Source organism: Gallibacterium sp. ZY190522, from assembly GCF_054166015.1.
This window is the reverse complement of the sequence record NZ_CM135118.1, coordinates 1,634,745-1,653,189: the sequence shown is the minus strand read 5'-3', so window position 1 is coordinate 1,653,189 and position 18,445 is coordinate 1,634,745. Positions and strand designations below refer to the sequence as shown.

16 protein-coding genes are annotated in these 18,445 nt (G+C 36.7%); 3 read left to right on the top strand and 13 right to left on the bottom strand.

Translation table 11 applies throughout. The annotated features are described in order from the left end of the window. Nucleotide 1 precedes the first annotated feature (1 nt). Nucleotides 2-979 (top strand): 2-hydroxyacid dehydrogenase, encoded by a 978-nt coding sequence (locus ACXPAV_RS08035; protein WP_458003189.1) that lies wholly within the window; start codon nt 2-4, stop codon nt 977-979. Between the two features lie 113 nt (nt 980-1,092). After that, on the top strand, nt 1,093-3,135 hold the full coding sequence (gene prlC, locus ACXPAV_RS08030) for an oligopeptidase A (RefSeq protein ID WP_458004406.1): 2,043 nt from the start codon (nt 1,093-1,095) through the stop codon (nt 3,133-3,135). A 66-nt stretch (nt 3,136-3,201) separates the two neighbouring features. Here prlC and ACXPAV_RS08025 read toward each other — a convergent pair whose 3' ends face one another. The 4 genes from ACXPAV_RS08025 to ACXPAV_RS08010 all read right to left on the bottom strand — a co-directional run bounded on the left by ACXPAV_RS08025 (nt 3,202) and on the right by ACXPAV_RS08010 (nt 7,969). Next, nucleotides 3,202-4,614, bottom strand: a complete 1,413-nt coding sequence (locus ACXPAV_RS08025; RefSeq protein WP_458003188.1) for an alanine/glycine:cation symporter family protein — start codon at nt 4,612-4,614, stop codon at nt 3,202-3,204. 145 nt (nt 4,615-4,759) lie between these two features. After that, nucleotides 4,760-6,169 (bottom strand): envelope stress sensor histidine kinase CpxA, encoded by a 1,410-nt coding sequence (gene cpxA, locus ACXPAV_RS08020; protein WP_039173107.1) that lies wholly within the window; start codon nt 6,167-6,169, stop codon nt 4,760-4,762. A 216-nt stretch (nt 6,170-6,385) separates the two neighbouring features. Further along, nucleotides 6,386-7,105, bottom strand: a complete 720-nt coding sequence (gene cpxR / locus ACXPAV_RS08015; RefSeq protein WP_458003187.1) for an envelope stress response regulator transcription factor CpxR — start codon at nt 7,103-7,105, stop codon at nt 6,386-6,388. Nucleotides 7,106-7,366: 261 nt separating this feature from the next. After that, nucleotides 7,367-7,969 (bottom strand): peroxiredoxin C, encoded by a 603-nt coding sequence (locus ACXPAV_RS08010; protein WP_039173097.1) that lies wholly within the window; start codon nt 7,967-7,969, stop codon nt 7,367-7,369. 172 nt (nt 7,970-8,141) lie between these two features. Here ACXPAV_RS08010 and metC point away from each other — a divergent pair, with 172 nt between their 5' ends. After that, on the top strand, nt 8,142-9,335 hold the full coding sequence (gene metC / locus ACXPAV_RS08005) for a cystathionine beta-lyase (RefSeq protein ID WP_458003186.1): 1,194 nt from the start codon (nt 8,142-8,144) through the stop codon (nt 9,333-9,335). Between the two features lie 48 nt (nt 9,336-9,383). On the opposite strand, the gene ACXPAV_RS08000 is transcribed toward metC, so the two are convergent. From ACXPAV_RS08000 to ACXPAV_RS07960, 9 genes are all read right to left on the bottom strand, one after another. Next, on the bottom strand, nt 9,384-10,205 hold the full coding sequence (locus tag ACXPAV_RS08000; RefSeq protein ID WP_458003185.1) for a TPR domain-containing protein: 822 nt from the start codon (nt 10,203-10,205) through the stop codon (nt 9,384-9,386). Then, complete coding sequence (gene nrfF / locus ACXPAV_RS07995; protein ID WP_458003184.1) at nt 10,198-10,650, bottom strand: heme lyase NrfEFG subunit NrfF; 453 nt, start codon at nt 10,648-10,650, stop codon at nt 10,198-10,200. The genes ACXPAV_RS08000 and nrfF overlap by 8 nt, the downstream gene beginning before the upstream one ends. Further along, nucleotides 10,650-11,213 carry a DsbE family thiol:disulfide interchange protein gene (locus tag ACXPAV_RS07990; RefSeq protein WP_458003183.1) on the bottom strand — a complete coding sequence of 188 codons (564 nt, stop codon included), beginning with the start codon at nt 11,211-11,213 and terminating at the stop codon, nt 10,650-10,652. Before ACXPAV_RS07990 ends, nrfF begins: the two co-directional genes overlap by 1 nt. Then, a complete protein-coding gene (locus tag ACXPAV_RS07985; protein WP_458003182.1) occupies nt 11,210-13,117 on the bottom strand; it encodes a heme lyase CcmF/NrfE family subunit in 1,908 nt (635 codons plus the stop codon). Before ACXPAV_RS07985 ends, ACXPAV_RS07990 begins: the two co-directional genes overlap by 4 nt. Before the next feature lie 85 nt (nt 13,118-13,202). Beyond that, nucleotides 13,203-14,162, bottom strand: coding sequence for a cytochrome c nitrite reductase subunit NrfD (nrfD, locus tag ACXPAV_RS07980; protein ID WP_458003181.1), 960 nt, complete (start codon nt 14,160-14,162; stop codon nt 13,203-13,205). Then, entirely contained in the window at nt 14,159-14,836 is a 678-nt protein-coding gene (gene nrfC, locus ACXPAV_RS07975) for a cytochrome c nitrite reductase Fe-S protein (protein WP_026210921.1), read from the bottom strand. The genes nrfD and nrfC overlap by 4 nt, the downstream gene beginning before the upstream one ends. After that, a complete protein-coding gene (gene nrfB, locus ACXPAV_RS07970; RefSeq protein WP_458003180.1) occupies nt 14,833-15,423 on the bottom strand; it encodes a cytochrome c nitrite reductase pentaheme subunit in 591 nt (196 codons plus the stop codon). Before nrfB ends, nrfC begins: the two co-directional genes overlap by 4 nt. A gap of 63 nt (nt 15,424-15,486) precedes the next feature. Continuing rightward, entirely contained in the window at nt 15,487-16,980 is a 1,494-nt protein-coding gene (gene nrfA, locus ACXPAV_RS07965) for an ammonia-forming nitrite reductase cytochrome c552 subunit (RefSeq protein ID WP_458003179.1), read from the bottom strand. A 283-nt stretch (nt 16,981-17,263) separates the two neighbouring features. Next, complete coding sequence (locus ACXPAV_RS07960) at nt 17,264-18,436, bottom strand: XylR family transcriptional regulator (RefSeq protein WP_458003178.1); 1,173 nt, start codon at nt 18,434-18,436, stop codon at nt 17,264-17,266. Between the last annotated feature and the right edge of the window lie 9 nt (nt 18,437-18,445).

The following is an 18,445-nucleotide window of genomic DNA, read 5'->3' as shown; positions in this document are numbered from 1 at the left end:
TATGAAAAAGAAAAAAGTTATTTTATATAAAAAAATTCCGGATGATTTACTAAATATTTTGAAAGATAATTTTGATATAGTATTTTTTAATAAAATTAATAAGGAGAATTATTCTGAATTTATTAAGCAATTACCTTCTGCCGAAGGGTTAATCGGTTCTAGTTTTGATTTAAAAGGAGATATCTTAGATAGCGCCGATAATTTAAAAGTTATTTCTACTATTTCAGCAGGTTATGATAATTTTGATGTTAATCAATTAACAGAAAAAGGTATAAGATTAATGCATACACCTGATGTTTTGACTGATACCACAGCAGATCTAGTTTTTACATTATTATTGTCAACAGCTAGACGAGTAGTGGAAACATCAAATTTTATATATCAAGGAAAATGGAAAAAGGGTATTGATGAATCCTTATTTGGAACAGATGTACACCATAAAAAAATAGGTATTATTGGGATGGGAAAAATTGGTGCAGCTGTGGCAAAAAGGGCTTACTTAGGGTTTGATATGGAAGTTTTATATACAAATAGAAGTAGAAAATTTGATGTAGAAAATGATTATAAGGCTAAATGGTATAGTTTAGATGAACTATTGAAGTTATCTGATTTTGTTTGTATTACTTTGCCATTAACAAAAGAAACAGAAAAATTGATTAATAAAGAAAAATTGTTATTAATGAAGCCTTCTTCTATTTTGATTAATGGTGGTCGCGGTAAGATAATTGATCAAAATGCTTTAATAGAAGTATTAAAAGAAAAAAGGATTTTAGCTGCTGGTTTAGATGTGTTTGAACAAGAACCTTTACCATTAGATTCGGAATTATTGAAATTAGATAATGTGGTAATCACTCCACATATAGGATCGGCGACTTATGAAACAAGATATAATATGGCAAAGGAAGCAGTTTATAATTTAATTGAGGCATTCAAAGTAGCAAAACCAAAGAAGAATTTAGTGAATAGCGATGTAAATTAATAAGTGAAACCTCCTAGATCGTTAGATTTAGGAGGTTTTGTTTTTTCTCACTCCCCTTGAAATCCCTCAAACTTTCCCCAATTACAACAATTACGTTTGTATGAAAAAGGATAATAACAATGTCAAATCCATTACTTGATTTTCAAGGGTTACCTCAATTTTCTAAGATAGAAGTGCAACATATTCAGCCAGCGATTACGAAGTTAATTCAAGCGTGTCGGGATACGGTTGAGAAAGTGTTAAAACAGGGCAAATTTACTTGGCACGATTTTTATCTTCCACTGTCAGAAGTGAATGATCGTTTAAGCAAAGCTTGGTCGCCGGTAGCGCATTTAAATGCGGTTAAGAATAGCGCAGAGTTAAGAGAAGCGTATCAAGCGTGTTTACCGTTGCTTTCTGAATACAGCACTTGGATTGGGCAACATCAAGGTTTGTATCAAGCTTATTTACAGTTAAAAAATAGCGCCGAATTTGAAACCTTAGCGAAAGATCAGAAGAAGGCAATTGAAAATAGTCTGCGTGATTTTGAATTATCCGGGATTTCATTGCCGGCTGAACAGCAGCAACGTTATGCAGAAATTGTTGCGCGTTTATCGGAATTAAGTTCGCAATTTAGCAATAATGTACTGGATGCCACAATGGGGTGGGATAAAGTTATTACTGATGAGCAAGCATTGTCCGGTTTGCCTGAGAGTGCGTTGCTGGCTGCAAAAGCATCGGCAGAGAGCAAAGGAGTGGAAGGCTATCGTTTTACGTTAGAATTTCCTAGCTATTTGCCGGTAATGACTTATTGTGAAAATAGAGCATTGCGTGAAGAGATGTATAGAGCATTTACCACTAGAGCGTCAGATCAAGGTCCGAATGCTGGTAAATGGGATAATTCTGCGATTATGCAAGAAATTTTGACGCTTAGATATGAGTTGGCAAAATTGTTAGGTTTCAAAACTTATGCTGATCTATCTTTAGCAACTAAAATGGCGGAAAGTCCAAAACAGGTGTTGGATTTCTTAACGGATCTTGCCCATCGTTCGAAAGCACAAGGGGATAGAGAGTTTGCTGAATTACAGCAATTTTGTGAAAACAATTTTGGTATTGAGCATTTAGAGCCTTGGGATATTACCTTCTACAGTGAAAAACAAAAACAGGCACTTTTTGCCATTAATGATGAAGAACTTAGACCATATTTCCCAGAAAATCGCGTATTATCTGGTTTATTTGAGGTGGTTTCACGGATTTTTAAGATTAATGCAGTAGAACGTTTTGATGTGGATACTTACCATCCTGATGTTCGTTTTTTCGATTTGGTTGATGAAACTGGGGAAATCAGAGGAAGTTTTTATTTGGATCTTTACGCTCGAGAACATAAACGTGGTGGCGCTTGGATGGATGATTGCATTAGTCGCAAACGGAAATTGGATGGTTCATTGCAAAAACCGGTAGCGTATTTAGTGTGTAATTTTAATCGTCCGGTAGGAGATAAACTGGCATTGTTTACACACGATGAAGTAACAACTTTATTCCATGAATTTGGTCACGGTATTCATCATATGTTGACGAAAATTGAAACTGGTGATGTTTCTGGGATTAATGGTGTGCCTTGGGATGCAGTCGAATTGCCAAGTCAATTTATGGAAAATTGGTGTTGGGAAGAAGAGGCTCTAAACTTTATTTCTGGTCATTATCAAGTTCACGAGCCATTGCCAAAAGAGAAATTATCGCAATTGATTAAAGCGAAGAATTTCCACGCAGCGATGTTTGTATTGCGCCAGTTGGAATTTGGTTTATTTGATTTCCGTTTGCATTATGAATTTGATCCGAATAAAAAAGATCAATTGAAGCAGATTGCAAAAGAGGTGAAAAAAGACGTGGCAGTATTCCAAACTCCTGATTGGGTACGCACACCTCATAGCTTCAGTCATATTTTTGCAGGTGGTTATTCCGCTGGTTATTACAGTTATCTTTGGGCAGAGGTATTATCGGCAGATGCGTTTTCTCGTTTTGAAGAAGAAGGTATTTTTAATGCAGAAACAGGGAAATCATTTTTAGATAATATTTTGACGCAGGGTGGATCAGAAGAACCGATGACATTGTTTAAACGTTTTAGAGGACGCGAACCTAAGTTGGACGCGTTGTTAAGGCATAAGGGAATTAAGTAGTTGCTGTAAACTAATCATAAAATGGCAGGTTTAATAATGAGATTAACCCTGCCATTTTTATTTTGATTAACGCCAAATATTCGATTTAACTCGAGAGGCTAAATGAGGATATTTTTCAACCTTAAATATAGGCGATTTAGTTGTTTTTAATTGTTGTTGGTAATCTCTTAAAAGTAGCCAGACGATTGGCGAAAGTAATAGAATTGCAATTAAGTTAATCATTGCCATTAATCCCATAAAAGTGTCCGCCATATCCCAAACTAATTGCATTTTTTGAACTGCACCAAAATAAACCATTGCTAGCACTAACATTCTAAATAACATAATCATTGTTGGATTATTTTTAATAAATTTAATGTTTCCTTCTGCATAAGCGTAATTACCGATAATGGTTGAGAAGGCAAACATAAATAAAATTAAAGCAAGGAAATCTTTTCCCCAAGCACCAACTTGATGCTCAATAGCAAGTTGAGTTAATTGAGCCCCAGTAATTTCAGAAGAGATGGATTCACCAGAAAGTAAAACAATAACGGCAGTTGCGGTACAGATAACAATAGTATCAACAAAAACGCCCAACATTTGAATGAGGCCTTGGCTGACAGGGTGATCAACATCTGCAGTTGCAGCCGCATTAGGTGCAGATCCCATTCCTGCTTCATTGGAGTATAGACCGCGTTTGATGCCATACATCATAGCTTGTGAAAATATTGCACCGAAAAAACCACTAGCGGCAGCATCAAAATTGAATGCGGAAGAAATAATGAGATGAATGGTAGTTGGTAATAACGAAAAATTTTTGCATAAAATAAAAACAGCCATAGCAATATAGAGCAATGCCATCAAAGGCACTAAGACTTCTGCAATTTTAGAAATTCTACGAATTCCACCAAAAATCATTGGTGCAGTGAGAATGACTAGTGCAACACCAGTTGCTTCCGGTGTCCATCCCCAAGCCCCGTTTCCTGCTTCAGCAATGGTGTTTGATTGTACAGCGTTAAATACAAAACCATAAGTAATAATCAGACAGATCGCAAATAGCCAGCCGAACCAACGCTGTTTTAAGCCGGAAGTAATATAATAAGCTGGGCCACCACGAAAATGTCCGGCAAGATCTTTTACTTTGAATAATTGCGCTAAAGAGGATTCAGCAAATGCACTGCTCATTCCAAGCAGAGCCGTCATCCACATCCAAAATACTGCACCAGGACCACCATAAGTGATTGCTAATGATACACCTGCAATGTTGCCAACTCCGACTCGACTCGCTAATCCGGTTACAAAAGCTTGAAACGGGCTGATGGCGTGCTTTCTATCAACACTACGGGCTCCAAGCATTTCGCGAATACTTTGTGGCAGTAAGCGGATTTGGACAAAAAACATTGATAATGTGAAATAAAGCCCTGTACCTAACAACATAATTGTGACGATATTCCACAGAGGATCATTAATGTTTTTAATTAATTGGTGTAAAACTTCCATTATTGTTCTCCGTGTTGTAATGTTTTATCTCTTTTTATATTTATCGTGCACGATAACATAAGCTTGTTATAAAAAAAATAAAAATTTAATTTATATAGAATTTTATCGATTTTTTAGCATTTAATGGATAAAAATACCTTAATTTTTAATCAAACCATAAAGGTAATCGAATTTCGATAGATAAACCTCCAAGTTCACTTTTTTGTGCAGAAATATATCCTTGATGCTGTTGTACGGTATTAAATACAATGGCTAATCCTAATCCAATGCCGCCGCTCTCACGTGTACGTGCGGTATCAATACGATAAAATGGTTGGAATATATTCTGATACTCACTTTCATCGATACCATTACCATCATCTTCTACTATCATAATCAGTTCATTTTTGTTAATAGAGAAAGAGACTTTAATCGTATTGTTACCATATTTTTCTGCATTACGGATAATATTTTCTAATGCTCCAGCCAGTGCGTTTGGATTACCATTAATACGATAACGATGGGGGTGTTTTATTTGATTATTAATAATGAGCTGTTGTTTTGATTGTTCCGTTTCAAAACGTGCATTTTCGAGAACGTCGTCCCAAATTTCCTCAATAGGAAATATCTCGTGTTCAAGATGTGTGTTAATTTGTTGACGGGAAATATTTAAAATATCGTTAATCATCTGCTCTAAACGTTCTGCTTCTGTTTCGATTCTGGTTAATTCGGGTGTTTCGCCATTTTTGCGACGCAAAATTGCGGCTGATAATTTTAAGCGTGCTAGAGGTGTTCTTAATTCGTGTGAAATATCGGATAACATTCTTTTTTGCGAGTTTAATAGATTATCTATTGCCGTTACCATTTGATTAAAACTTTTGCCTACTGCTCGAATTTCTTTAGGTCCATTTTTTTCAAGATCAGTATTAATTGAAAAATTACCGACAGCAACATTATTTACCGCTTTACGTAATTCAATAATTGGTTTAGTAATTCGATAAGATAGGATTAATAATAACGGTGCAGTTAAAATCACAATAATGATCAGCATTAAGACTGGTTTGTCAAAAAATGCTTGGATAATTGGAGAAAGAGGCTTAGTTGGTTTTATAAAATAAATGCGATAAGTATCTAATTTATCTAAGTTATTTGCACTATTATCTAATTTAATTTGAAATGGTCCTATAATCTGAGTGTCATCAAATTGCTTTTTTTGTGGAATTAGTGGGCTATTTGAGTGGTAGATAAAATCCCTTAAATTTACTAGATCTTTATAATTTTTACTAAAAATAACATCATTATTGTTAATAAAAGCAAAATTTAAGTTATACTTTTTTTCCAAAAAATTATCGGTATTTTTTATATTTAACACATCTGTAGAACTCATCTTTTCCATTATAGAAAAAACGATACTATTGTAATCATTTAATTCTCTTGATTCGATTAAGGAGTAATTTCGGGAATCAAAAGAAGGTAAAATAACAGCGATGGTAAATGCAATGCAGAAAATTAATATAAAAAAGAGATATATTTGACCGGTCAGGGAAGTAAATGGTCGTAATATTGCATTTTTCATCAAAAACTCCTTAGTTTAAAATGCTGTTATTTGCGATGATAGAATTATTGAATTTTGAAAGTATCACTTCTTTTACACTAGCTCAATTCATAAAGTAGTGTTGTATAGTTGCTCTGCGAGGAGAAACAGAGCGAGAAGTTGATAAAATCAATTATCGTATACGTATAATAAGATAAAGCCCTCATTGTTGAGGGCTTTTACCAAAATCAAAGATGATTATTGTTCAGTAACAAGAAGATAACCTCTTCCTCTTAATGTTTTGAACCAAGGTAAATTATCTTTTCTTGGTGGTAATTTCTTACGTAAATTGGACATATGCATATCAATTGCCCGATCAAAAGGGGTTAAGCGCTTACCTAAAATTTCAATTGAAAGTAATTCGCGAGATAGAATATGTCCTGGGTTACGGATAAGCATTGATAATAAAGCGAATTCTGTACCAGTTAATTCTAAATCTTTACCTTGATACATTACCTGCTGACGACCGGGAAATAGCACGATGTCATCAAAATATAATGTTCTTTGATCATCAGTGTTGTTTAATTCAATATTGCTGATATTAGGTGATGTCGGCAATTTCGTTGCTCGACGAAGAATCGCTTTAATACGAGCAACAAGTTCGCGGTCATTAAATGGTTTTGATAGGTAATCATCCGCACCGAGTTCCAATCCTAAAATTCTATCAACATCATCACCACGTGCGGTTAGCATTAACACTGGTGTATTGTATTTTTGACGAATCTGCTTTAATGTTTCGATACCGCCAAGTTTAGGCATCATAATATCCAATAGAATAAGATCATAACTGAGATCTAAAGTATGTAATGCGTCTTCTCCGTTGTGTACTACTTCAACTTCAAAGCTCTCCATTGCTAAAACTTCAGCAAGTAAACTTGTAAATTCGACATCATCATCGACCAGAAGTATTTTAGGCATAAAATCGTCCCCTAACTAATAAATTGGATTATTGTATAGCAATATTGGATGTAATAATAGTTTATTAAAGATATAAATAAAGAAAAGTTTATTGATGTAGTGTAATTTTGATGAATTTATAGGTTAATTGCGATTAATTTGATATTAATTATATATTTAATGATAATTTATTTAAGCTATTTTTAATTATTGGTGGCATTTAAGTAAAGGAAGAACGTAAAAACCCCACCTAAGTGGGGTTATTTAAATTAGAATAACAGATTAAAGTTGATCTGCATTTTTCTTCAAGTATGCTGCAACACCTTCAGGGTTGTCTTTCATACCTTCTTTACCTTTTGACCATTGTGCAGGGCAAACTTCGCCGTGTTCTTCGTGGAATGCAAGCGCATCAACCATACGAAGCATTTCATCAATATTACGTCCTAATGGAAGATCATTCACAACTTGGTGACGAACAACACCGTTTTTGTCAATTAAGAATGATGCACGTAATGCAACACCAGCTTCAGGGTGTTCAATACCGTATGCTTGAGCGATAGCGTGTTTAACGTCAGCTACCATTGCGAATTGAACTTCGCCGATACCACCTTTATCTACAGGAGTTTTACGCCATGCATTGTGAGTAAATTGAGAATCAATAGAAACACCGATAACTTCAACGCCACGTTTTTTGAATTCTTGATAACGATGGTCGAAAGCAATGATTTCTGATGGACAAACGAAAGTAAAGTCTAATGGCCAGAAGAAAATTACTGCTGCTTTGCCTTCAACGTGTTTTTTAAAGTTAAAATTGTCAACGATTTCACCGTTACCTAAAACTGCTGAAGCTGTGAAATCAGGTGCTTGACGAGCTACTAATACCATAATTATCTCCTTGAGAATATCTAATTAATCATAAAACTAAAACAATATTTTTAAAACCATCATTGTTTTAACGCGGTAAAAGATACCGCTTTTACCTCTAAATATACAGTTGTTTTTATCTATCAAATCAATTAATGTTTAATCGATTTATGTACCAAAAAGAGGTTTAATTATGGTAACGCAAATACAACAAAAAAACACTCATTTGATTCACGCTGGTAGAGGAAAAAGAGTTACGCAAGGGAGTGTTAACCCTGTTATTCAGAGAGCATCTTCATTAGTGTTTGATTCAGTGGCAGATAAGAAAAAAGCAACTCAAGAAAGAGCAAAACAGGCACTATTTTATGGTCGTAGAGGTACATTAACACATTTCGCTTTACAAGATCTGATGTGCGAATTGGAGGGAGGGGCCGGTTGTTATCTTTATCCTTGCGGAGCAGCAGCGATTAGTAACAGTCTGTTGGCGTTTGTACAGCAAGGAGATCATATTTTGGTAACTGGCGCGGCATATGAGCCTACTCAAGAATTCTGTAATATCATTTTGAAAAAAATGGGGATCAGTACTACTTTTTATGATCCAATGACGGGAGCGAAAATTGCTGATTTAGTTGAAGATAATACAAAAGTGTTATTTTTAGAAGCTCCTAGTTCTTTAACAATGGAAGTAGCTGATATTCCAGCTATTGTTCAAGCTGTGAGAGCAAAAAAGCCTGATATTGTAATTATGATCGATAATACTTGGTCAGGAGGACTGTTATTTCCTGCATTGCAGCACGATATTGATATTTCAATTCAAGCAGGTACTAAATATTTAGTGGGGCATTCTGATGCGATGATTGGTACTGCTGTGGCTAATGCACGAACTTGGGAGCAATTAAGAGAACAGTCTTATTTGATGGGGCAAATGGTGGATGCGGATACTGCTTATGTAACAGCAAGAGGGATCAGAACCTTAGCATTACGTTTGCAACAACAAGGTGAAAGCAGCATTAAAATTGCACAATGGCTTGCACAACAACCGCAGGTGAAAAGCGTATATCATCCGGCACTGCCAAGCTGTCTCGGACACGAGTTTTTTATGCGAGATTTTAGCGGAGCAAGTGGATTATTCTCTTTTGAATTAAATAAGCGGTTGAATGATCAGGAAATGTCGAAATTTCTTGACCATTTTAGTTTATTTAGTATGGCTTATTCTTGGGGAGGGTATGAATCATTAATTTTGGTCAATCAACCGGAAGAAATTGCGAAAATTCGCCCGAATATTGAACGTAAATTGAGTGGCAGCTTAGTTAGAGTTCACGTTGGTTTGGAATCAAGTGATGATCTGATTGATGATTTGGCAGCAGGATTACAACGCATCAGTTAGTAAATGTTCTTCATAAATTTTGGCATAGTTGCAGTTTTTCGACTGCAACTATTTTTTTATTAATTTTTGTTTCTCTTGGGCGATTTGTATAAGGTTGATCAATAGTTTACGATCCACTTTTCGATGACTGTCTAACACTTTTTGCCAGTAATTAATCGCTAAATCATAATGAGCCTGCCTAAAAGCATCATTTGCCAATAATAATAAAGAAGCGGTATCTTCTGCATCAAGCTGTAATGCTTCATCTAGCCATTGTTGTGCTTGAGATGATATATGTTGTTGATCTTTATAATAAAGTGCAGTAGCAGCAGCACCTAAAATATAAGGTTTTCTACCCAATAATACGGTTGCACGAGAGTACGATTCGATAGCATTGCTAAATTCATTATTTTGTGCATAAGCTAAACCTAATTCATACCAATTTTCACCATTATTTGGATCAGTACGAATTTTATTCTGAATAGCAATAATATTGTCTTCATTAAGGCTTACTGTAGTTGTTTCTCTATTTTCTGTTTGTTGTGTATTCTGTTGCTGATTAAGTGTTTGTAGTCTACCGCTATATAAATAATAGCCAACCATTACAACTAGAATAATCACACCAATACCGCAAGCAATTTTTTTAGAATAGTCAGCCATACTGTTAGCAATTTCTTCATCTTTCTGATCTTGCATAAATCGATAGACAATTTCATTGGCAAGTGCTTCATTTTCCTTAAATTTATATTGTTGTAATTGTTGTTGTAATAATTGATTATTTAGTTTTTGATTATGTCGATCCTCACTCTCGGTCGGAGAATGTAAATAAAAAATAACGACTAAAATCAGTAGATAAACGACTACACCTGCGAAAAAAACTAAATTAGCCATTCTGTTCCCGTTGTTGTAGAAAAGTCTCTATACTCTTTTTTTGTTGTGGATCTAATATGGTTTCTCTTCTCTTTTTTAAATAAAACAGTGAAGATAACAAGGCAATAATGCCAGCAACAAATGGAATCAACCAAAGCAAAAAAGTATTTGATGTAAAAGGCGGATCATAACGCACAAAATCACCGAAGCGTTGTGTCATTATTTGGATGATTTCATCATTGCTTTTTCCTTGATTGACCATCGTGTAAACTTCCAAGCGCAATTCAGTAGCGACATCAGCATTGGATTCAACTAAATTCTGATTTTGGCACTGTGGGCAGCGTAATGTTTTTGCTAACGAAATAGCTCGTTGTTGCGTTTCTTCCGAATTAAATTGAAAAGTTTCAACGATTTCAGCGTGTGTAAAAGCAGTAAAGCAGAGCAATAAAAATAGTAATTTTTTCATTAAAAACTCCTCAAAGATGATCCTTTTTCCGCTTGTAATTGTTGAATTAACGGTAACATTTGTTGCTGCCAAATCGTTTCATTAATCGCACCACCTTCAAAAAAATAACGTATTTTCCCATTTTTATCGATAATAAAGGTATAAGGCGCACCGTTGATACCCAATTCTGCTGCAAACATTCCTTTATTATCGAAGGCATTGATAGTGAATGGATTGCCAAGCTGCTGTAATGTTTGCACCGCATTTTCTTGCTTATCTAAATAATTAATACCAACAATCGGTAGTTGATGTTGTTGCGCTATTTTCTTCAATAAAGGGAACTCCTGTTTGCAAAATTGACACCAGCTACCCCAAATATTGATCAGGAAAACTTGATTTTGTGGCAGATCTTGATTCTGCCAATAGCGATGATGATCGTGTAAATCAAGCAAGGAAAATGGCGGCAACGGCTTATTGAGGTGTGATTTCATTTTTTGCAATGGATCTTGGCTGATTCCTAAAAATAGGGTGAGAGCTAATGCTAAAATAAAAAGTGCTGGAGTAAAGAGTAACCAACGTTTCATTTTTCACCTTTTAGTTTTGGTTTTCTAGCGTTCCAAACGGCAATAAAACCTCCCAACATTGCTAATAATCCGCCAAACCATAACCAACGGATATAGGGCTTGTAGTGCAAGCGGAATGCAAATTCATTTGCTGAAATTTTATTTCCCATTACGATGTAAAGATCGGATAACCATCCCCATTTTATCCCCACTTCACTCATATTCATTGTACGCACATCATAATAGCGACGTTCAGCACTTATCTCAGCAATGAGACTGTCCTGTTGACTAATCACGAAAAACGTTCGTTCTGCGGTATAGTTTGGACCAATTTCATTGCGGAAACCAAGATAAGTGAATTGATAATTATGCAATGTTTGTGTGTCGCCGGGAGACATTTTAACGCTAATTTCTTTGGCATAATAGTTACTCATTGTGCCACCGATAATACTGATAGCAATGCCTAAGTGTGCCAAGCGCATTGACCATTGTTTTTTATTTTTCCATTGCGAAGAACAGAGAGTATTGAGTAGCAACCACCAAGCCAAACTTAGACTAATAAATGCCCAAATTGAAGGTAAAGAGAAGTTGAAATTCTGCTCTACCAGTATTTGAAAGGATGTAATGACTACTGCTGGAAACAGATATAAAGTGACTTTTTTAATTGACGAAAATGGGAGTTTTTGCCAGTGTAAATATGGCGAAAATAGCATTAATATCATAAGGATAAAAATTAATGGCACGATGAGCCGGTTAAAATAAGGCGTACCGACAGAAATTGTTCCCCAACCTAACATATGGTAGATCATTGGATAAAATGTGCCGATGAAAACAATAAATGTTGCAAGGCTGAATAAAATATTGGCGAATAAAAATGCAGATTCTTTGGAGAATAACTCAAATCTGGCTATTGAATGTAACTCTTTGATACGTAAAGCAAATAATAATAGTCCACATAAAGTGAACAGCAGAAAGATTGTTAATAAAGCGTGTCCGCGTTGCGGATCAATGCTAAATGCGTGTACCGATGCTAAGACGCCTGAACGAACAATAAATGTCCCCAATAAACTCAAGGAAAAGGCAAAAATTGAGAGCAATACCACCCAATAGAGTAAAATTCCTCGTTTCTCATAGATAATAAGTGAATGTAACAGTGCAGTGGCGATTAACCACGGCATCAATGAAGCATTTTCTACCGGATCCCAAAACCACCAGCCACCCCAACCGAGTTCATAGTAAGCCCACCAAGAACCTAATACAATGCCAATAGTTAAAAATGCCCAAGACGCTAGAACCCAAGGACGGCATAATCGTGCGAATGCGGCATTAAATTTTTGATAAATTAAAGCAGTAATAACCAATGAGAAATTGATCGCTAAACCGACATAACCAAGATAAAGCAATGGCGGATGAATGATCAAACCAATATCTTGCAGCATTGGATTGAGATCACGTCCTTCAAGTGGAATTGGATATAACCTATTGAAAGGATTAGATAAAAATAGAATAAAAACCGCAAAACAAAAGCTGATCATTCCCATTAACACCAGCGTTGAGATAACAAGACGCTGATCGTTGTGACGGTTATAACGGGCAAACAGTGCTGTCCAGAGCGAAAGTGAAAAGAGCCAAAACAGCATTGAACCTTCGTGCCCACCCCAAGTTGCAGCAATCTTATAAAATAAGGGCAGGTTGGAATTAGAATGTTGCGCGACATATTCAAGTGAAAAATCATTAGTCGCAAAGGCATAGGCTAACGCCATCAGCGTTATCGTACAGAAAATAGCATAGAGAATGCTTAACGGATAAGCCAATTGTGCGAAAGCGTGTTTGTTTCGCCATAGACCGTAAGCTGGTATAAAAGCTAAACAAAAGGTTAAAGCAACAACAATGAGTAAACTTAAAAATCCAAGTTCAGGCAACATTTTTAATTATTGGCAGAAAATAAGTATTAAAATATGACCTACTTCTTGTAACGGAAGTAGGTCGAAGCTTATAGGCTTTTGCATTTTAGGCAAGTGTCATTTGTCCTGCATATAATGCCCAAAAACGTAAACAAAGTACGCCGAATAAACTTAGTCCGGCAACAAAGAGTATAAACCCTTTGCGATGTTTTACTGTTTCTGGTGCGACTGCATTAAGGAATAATGGGGCAATTAAGCCAATTCCAACTAAACCTATCCAGAAAATATAAGACCAAAAACCACCGCCGATTGCATTATAAAGTGCAACCGTTTTTTGACCGCCTCCAAGGAATAATCCGATACAGAATGCAAAAAGTAGAAATGCTTCAATTAATACCACCGGTAATTCAAACTTATGGACGAAATTCAAGGCCGGTGAATGGGTGCTTTCTTTGGTAAAGAGCAATGAAGTAATCATTAATGCCGCAATACCGGAAGAGGTGCCGGAAGCCAAGAATAGCGCCGGCAGAACCGGATTATTCAACATCGGATAACTGATTAATGCCGATAACAAGAAACCGGTATAAGCACCTAATAACACGGAAAGGAAAATTAGGATAATCTCCACCGGCGAACAGAAACGCTCTAATTTCTCAATAATATTATTGATAAAAGCGAGTTTCGGCAAAAAGCGGTTAATAAGTTGAGCCACTAATGTTTTAAAGATAAAGGCTAACCATAAAAGCAGAAATACCATATAAACTTGGAACAGCATTACCCCCATCGACATAATAGAAGTGTGGTGGTAGTTGAACATCAAATACCAGAAAGTCCAAGGTTTAGTTAAATGGAAAATCAAAATGGTTAAACCTAACAGCAATGTTGTCGGTGCAATAATGGCGGCACAGCGAATAATATTATTTTCACTGGGATGATTGCCGGCGATACCGCTGCGTTTGAGCAATACCGCAATCATTGTTGCACCGGCGGAAATACCTAATAAGAAAAGGTAAATCGCAATAATTTCATCCCACACGAGGGATGGAAAATGAAAAGGACTGTTCATCGTCTGATCTCCCCGTGTTTACTTGGAATGTGATACAAGTTAGGTTCCGTGCCTAATTCCACTTTGGTGCGATAAACCTGCTGTTGGTGAATTTTTTTATTGATTTCACTATGAGGATCATTCAAATCACCAAAGGTTAACGCTTTCGTTGGACAAGATTCCACACAAGCAGGCAGTTTACCTTTTGCCAAATTGGTATCGCGACAGAAGTTACATTTATCCGCTGCCTTGGTAATCGGATTGATATAACGAACGCGATAAGGACAGACGGCAATACAGTACTGACAACCTACGCATAAATCTTTATTCACATCGACAATACCGGTTTTGGCATCAATGAATGAAGCACCGGTCGGGCAGACGTGAACGCAAGGGGCATTGCTGCAGTGTTGGCACGAATGGCGGAAAAATTCATATTCCACATCCGGAAATTCCCCATAAGGTTCGCTACGAATAATTTGTAAGCGGGAAACGCCTTCAGGAACTTGATTGACTTCACGACAAGCATCCATACAGGCGGTACAACCGATACAGCTGCGTTCATCGTGCAGCATTCCGTAGCGTTTATTTTTTTCTTCGGAGAGTGCAACCGCCAAGGTTTTATTGCTGGTACCGGCAACCAACATCAATGCACTCATACCCGAAACAAAGTTACGGCGTGAACAATTCATCATTTTTCCTTATTCGCTTGATTCTGTTTTTCTTCACGAAGCGCCTGTTGTTTACCGTGGCAATCGACACATAATTTAACGCGTTGTTTCGGTTCGATACCTTTCATTGCGTCGTGTTCCGGGTGTAATGTATGGCAGCTTGCACAAGGCAATTTCATTGCGTGAACATCGTGAACCCAGAATTTTTCCCGTAATTTTTCCGGTTGATGACAAGCGAAACAGACTTGGTTCTGTTCCTGAACGGTGTACATCGGTGTTTTGCCGTCAAAAATATCGCCGTGGAAACGCATCACATCTTTCACGCCACGACGGTGATCTTCGGAAATTTTACCGTGACAGCTGACACAATTAATCGGCTTGCCGTTATTCGGGTTTAACTTGCTCAAGTGGGTGCCGTGAAATTGTTGATCATTAAATTTATGACATTTCGCACAGTATTGATTCGGATCACGTTGATTTTCCAACTGCGGTTGGTAACTTAACGTATTTGCACCCTTTGTGTTACTTGTTTCCTGTGCCGAAACATTAACGGCAAGCAGCAGAGAAGCCGTAACAAACAGCACTTTTTTAAAAGACATATAAAAACTCATTTTCTTATCCTCAAGGAAATCCTGATTTAAGCGGTTGCTCATAATGAGCAACCGGACCAAAATTTATTTTGCATCAGCAGGTAATAAACCTTTCTCTTTAGCTTCTTTATCCCATTGAGGTACAACCGTTTTTAAGAACTCTTCTTTTTCACGTTTCTGTTTTTCAATATCAATGCCCATTGCAGCCTGTGCTTTTTCTTTAGTAGAAATATCAGGAATAGCAACCGGTTGTTTTACGTTATGTTTGGTCAGAATAACTGCCAATTTACGACGAGCATCTGCTGCTTTATCCAAACCGGAACTTAATACTTCCAAAGCCACTTCAGGAGCGTGCATATAGAATCCGTGGCTGGCTGAGGTGTAATCCCAGCGCCATTGTGCGTGACGGATATCTTGTAAAGCATCTTTCATTTCTGCTTCAGTTGCACCAGCATCCCAAGCAGCTTTTGCTTCAAAGTGAGCGTGAACAAGTTGATCTTCAAGTTTGATCATTGTAGATTGTACACGTTCTTTGCGTGAATTAACGATACTTTGTAGTTTTTCTTTGCTTTGATCGTGGCAATTGGCACAGGTATTTTGGAAGTTATCGAACGGATTGCCAATGTTGTGGTTAGTAAATACTCGTCCATCTGCGGTTTGTTGTTTTGCCATATGGCAATCAACACAAGTCACTCCATTTTTACCGTGCATTCCCATCGTCCAAGTTTCAAAATCAGGATGCTGGGCTTTTAGCATTGGTGCTTTGGATAGAGAGTGTGTCCAATCTTTAAATTGGAGATCATCATAATATTTTTCCATCTGTTCAACGCTTACACCGTTCTGCCAAGGGAAAGTAACGATTTTTTTGTCGCCGGCGAAGAAATATTCAACATGGCAGTTAGCACAAATGGCAGCGCGTTTATCGGTTTTATCGGAACGTTCAAAATTCCAATCAATCTTATCTAAAGCGCGTAAAACGTGTGGACGAGCAATGCGTAAAGCTGGTTGACCTTCAGCGAACTCTTTTGAATTAGTATCGTGGCAGTCGGCACAACCAATAGGATTAACAATTTCGTTACCCCATTTTGCCCATTTTGCACCGAAATAGCCATCTTCGCCTTTTTCAGTAATTAAACGAGCAACATCCGGGCTTTTACAAGTCCAACAAGCAGCTGGTTGAGGTCCACTGTTTTCATCTTTTGGAGCACCTGTACGCAAGATATTACGTACATCGGTTACCGCATAATAGTGACCGCGGGGATGATTATATTCTGATGAAAACAGATAACCTCCCCAAAGCACTACTAATCGAGGATCTTCAGCTAATGCATCACCAATTTCTTCAGATTGGCTGGTACCTAACCAAGATTGATATTGAAGTGGATATTTTTCTGCAAAAAGGTCATTGCGAACGGCAACTTTATCAATGTCAAATTTCATATCTTTGAATTTGTCATTATTCAGTTGATTCTGATCCGGTACCGGATTAGCTGTTTTATCTTCAGCAGAAGCGGACATAGCACTTATAGTTGCTATTCCAGCTAGCATTACAAACAATGCTTGTTTTAAAGTTCTCACGATAATTACCCCAACATAAAGTTATTCACATAACAAAAAGCTAACAATTGTCTATACTTTATACAGAAAAGAGAAAGACAAAATAAGCCGTAAATAAAAGTTACTTTATCAAATAATGCTATAATTTCTAAGGTTTTATGCTGTTTTTTTGAGATTAATCAAAAAGTTTTACACGATTGTGGCAAAAATAGGAGGTAAGTTATTATTAATACCTATTTATAGGTAATTAAATTATATTAATCAATAAGTTATACAATTTATTTTTCTACTTATTTAGAGGTATTTAGCGTGATTTTTGCAATCTATATTCATTTGGCGTTTGGTTGAACTCTTTTTTGAATACAAAATAGAAATATTGTACGGAAGGATAGCCACATACTTCTGCAATTTCTTGGATAGCAATATCCGTATCTGTCAGTAGCTGCTTGGCTTTGTTCATTTTTTCATTATGCAATATTTGATGAATTGTTTTGCCAGTTTCAATACGAAAACGGTTTTCTAGGTTAGAACGAGAAGCCTTAACATAATCCAAAACTTGCTCGACTTTAATGCCAGAACAAGCATTAACACGGATGTAATGCAACGCCTGAATGACTAAAGGATCCTGAATTGAACGATAGTCAGTTGAAGTACGAGATTCAATGCGTAATGGTGGAATTAAATATTGGTATTGTTTAATCGGGCGATTTTCTAATTGAGCGTGTAACAACTTTGCCGCTTGGTAACCCATATTTTTAGTGCCTTGTACGACTGATGAAAGTGAAACACGAGAAAATGCTTGAATTAATTCTTCGTTGTCAATTCCGATAATACAGAGTTGATCAGGTACGGGAATATCCAGCAGCTCACAAGTTTGTAACAGATGTCTAGCACGTGCATCGGTTACGGCAATGATTCCGGTATGTTTTGGTAATGCAGTAATCCATTCACTAAGTTGTTGTTGAGCTTGTTGCCAATTATCAGCGTGTGTTTCTTGTCCAAGATAGATTTCCGGTTGATAATTGTTGTTTTTCATTATGCGTTCAAATGCCATTCGGCGTTCATTTGACCAGTGTTGAAAACCAGGATTGGGTAAGCCGTAAAAAGCAAAATGATTGATGCCTTTTCGTTGCAAATGTTCAAATGCTACTTGTAAAATAGCGTCGTTATCAGTGGCGATATAGGGAACATTTTGCGGATAATGTTGAGGATTTTGATAGGAACTGCCAACCGCTACAACCGGTATAGGACAATGCTGTAATTTTTGTACTAACTCCGGGTTATCAAAATCTGCAATAATACCGTCCAAATGGCGTTGATCTAGATTTAATTCTCGATGAATAAAATCATCCTCCAGAAAGACATTCCACGCTGTTTTAGAGGTTTGAATATATTCACCGATACCTGCCATCACTTCACGATCATAAACTTTGTTGGCATTAAACAGTAGGGCAATTTGGTAATAGGCTTTTGTCATAATGCTTCC

Bases quoted from the DNA above. Each gene is read 5' to 3' on its own strand.
- ACXPAV_RS08035 (WP_458003189.1), top strand. From the start codon at position 2: ATGAAAAAGAAAAAAGTTATTTTATATAAAAAAATTCCGGATGATTTA.
- ACXPAV_RS08025 (WP_458003188.1), bottom strand. From the start codon at position 4,614: ATGGAAGTTTTACACCAATTAATTAAAAACATTAATGATCCTCTGTGG.
- cpxA (WP_039173107.1), bottom strand. From the start codon at position 6,169: ATGAAAAATGCAATATTACGACCATTTACTTCCCTGACCGGTCAAATA.
- cpxR (WP_458003187.1), bottom strand. From the start codon at position 7,105: ATGCCTAAAATACTTCTGGTCGATGATGATGTCGAATTTACAAGTTTA.
- ACXPAV_RS08010 (WP_039173097.1), bottom strand. From the start codon at position 7,969: ATGGTATTAGTAGCTCGTCAAGCACCTGATTTCACAGCTTCAGCAGTT.
- metC (WP_458003186.1), top strand. From the start codon at position 8,142: ATGGTAACGCAAATACAACAAAAAAACACTCATTTGATTCACGCTGGT.
- ACXPAV_RS08000 (WP_458003185.1), bottom strand. From the start codon at position 10,205: ATGGCTAATTTAGTTTTTTTCGCAGGTGTAGTCGTTTATCTACTGATT.
- nrfF (WP_458003184.1), bottom strand. From the start codon at position 10,650: ATGAAAAAATTACTATTTTTATTGCTCTGCTTTACTGCTTTTACACAC.
- ACXPAV_RS07990 (WP_458003183.1), bottom strand. From the start codon at position 11,213: ATGAAACGTTGGTTACTCTTTACTCCAGCACTTTTTATTTTAGCATTA.
- ACXPAV_RS07985 (WP_458003182.1), bottom strand. From the start codon at position 13,117: ATGTTGCCTGAACTTGGATTTTTAAGTTTACTCATTGTTGTTGCTTTA.
- nrfD (WP_458003181.1), bottom strand. From the start codon at position 14,162: ATGAACAGTCCTTTTCATTTTCCATCCCTCGTGTGGGATGAAATTATT.
- nrfC (WP_026210921.1), bottom strand. From the start codon at position 14,836: ATGATGAATTGTTCACGCCGTAACTTTGTTTCGGGTATGAGTGCATTG.
- nrfB (WP_458003180.1), bottom strand. From the start codon at position 15,423: ATGAGTTTTTATATGTCTTTTAAAAAAGTGCTGTTTGTTACGGCTTCT.
- ACXPAV_RS07960 (WP_458003178.1), bottom strand. From the start codon at position 18,436: ATGACAAAAGCCTATTACCAAATTGCCCTACTGTTTAATGCCAACAAA.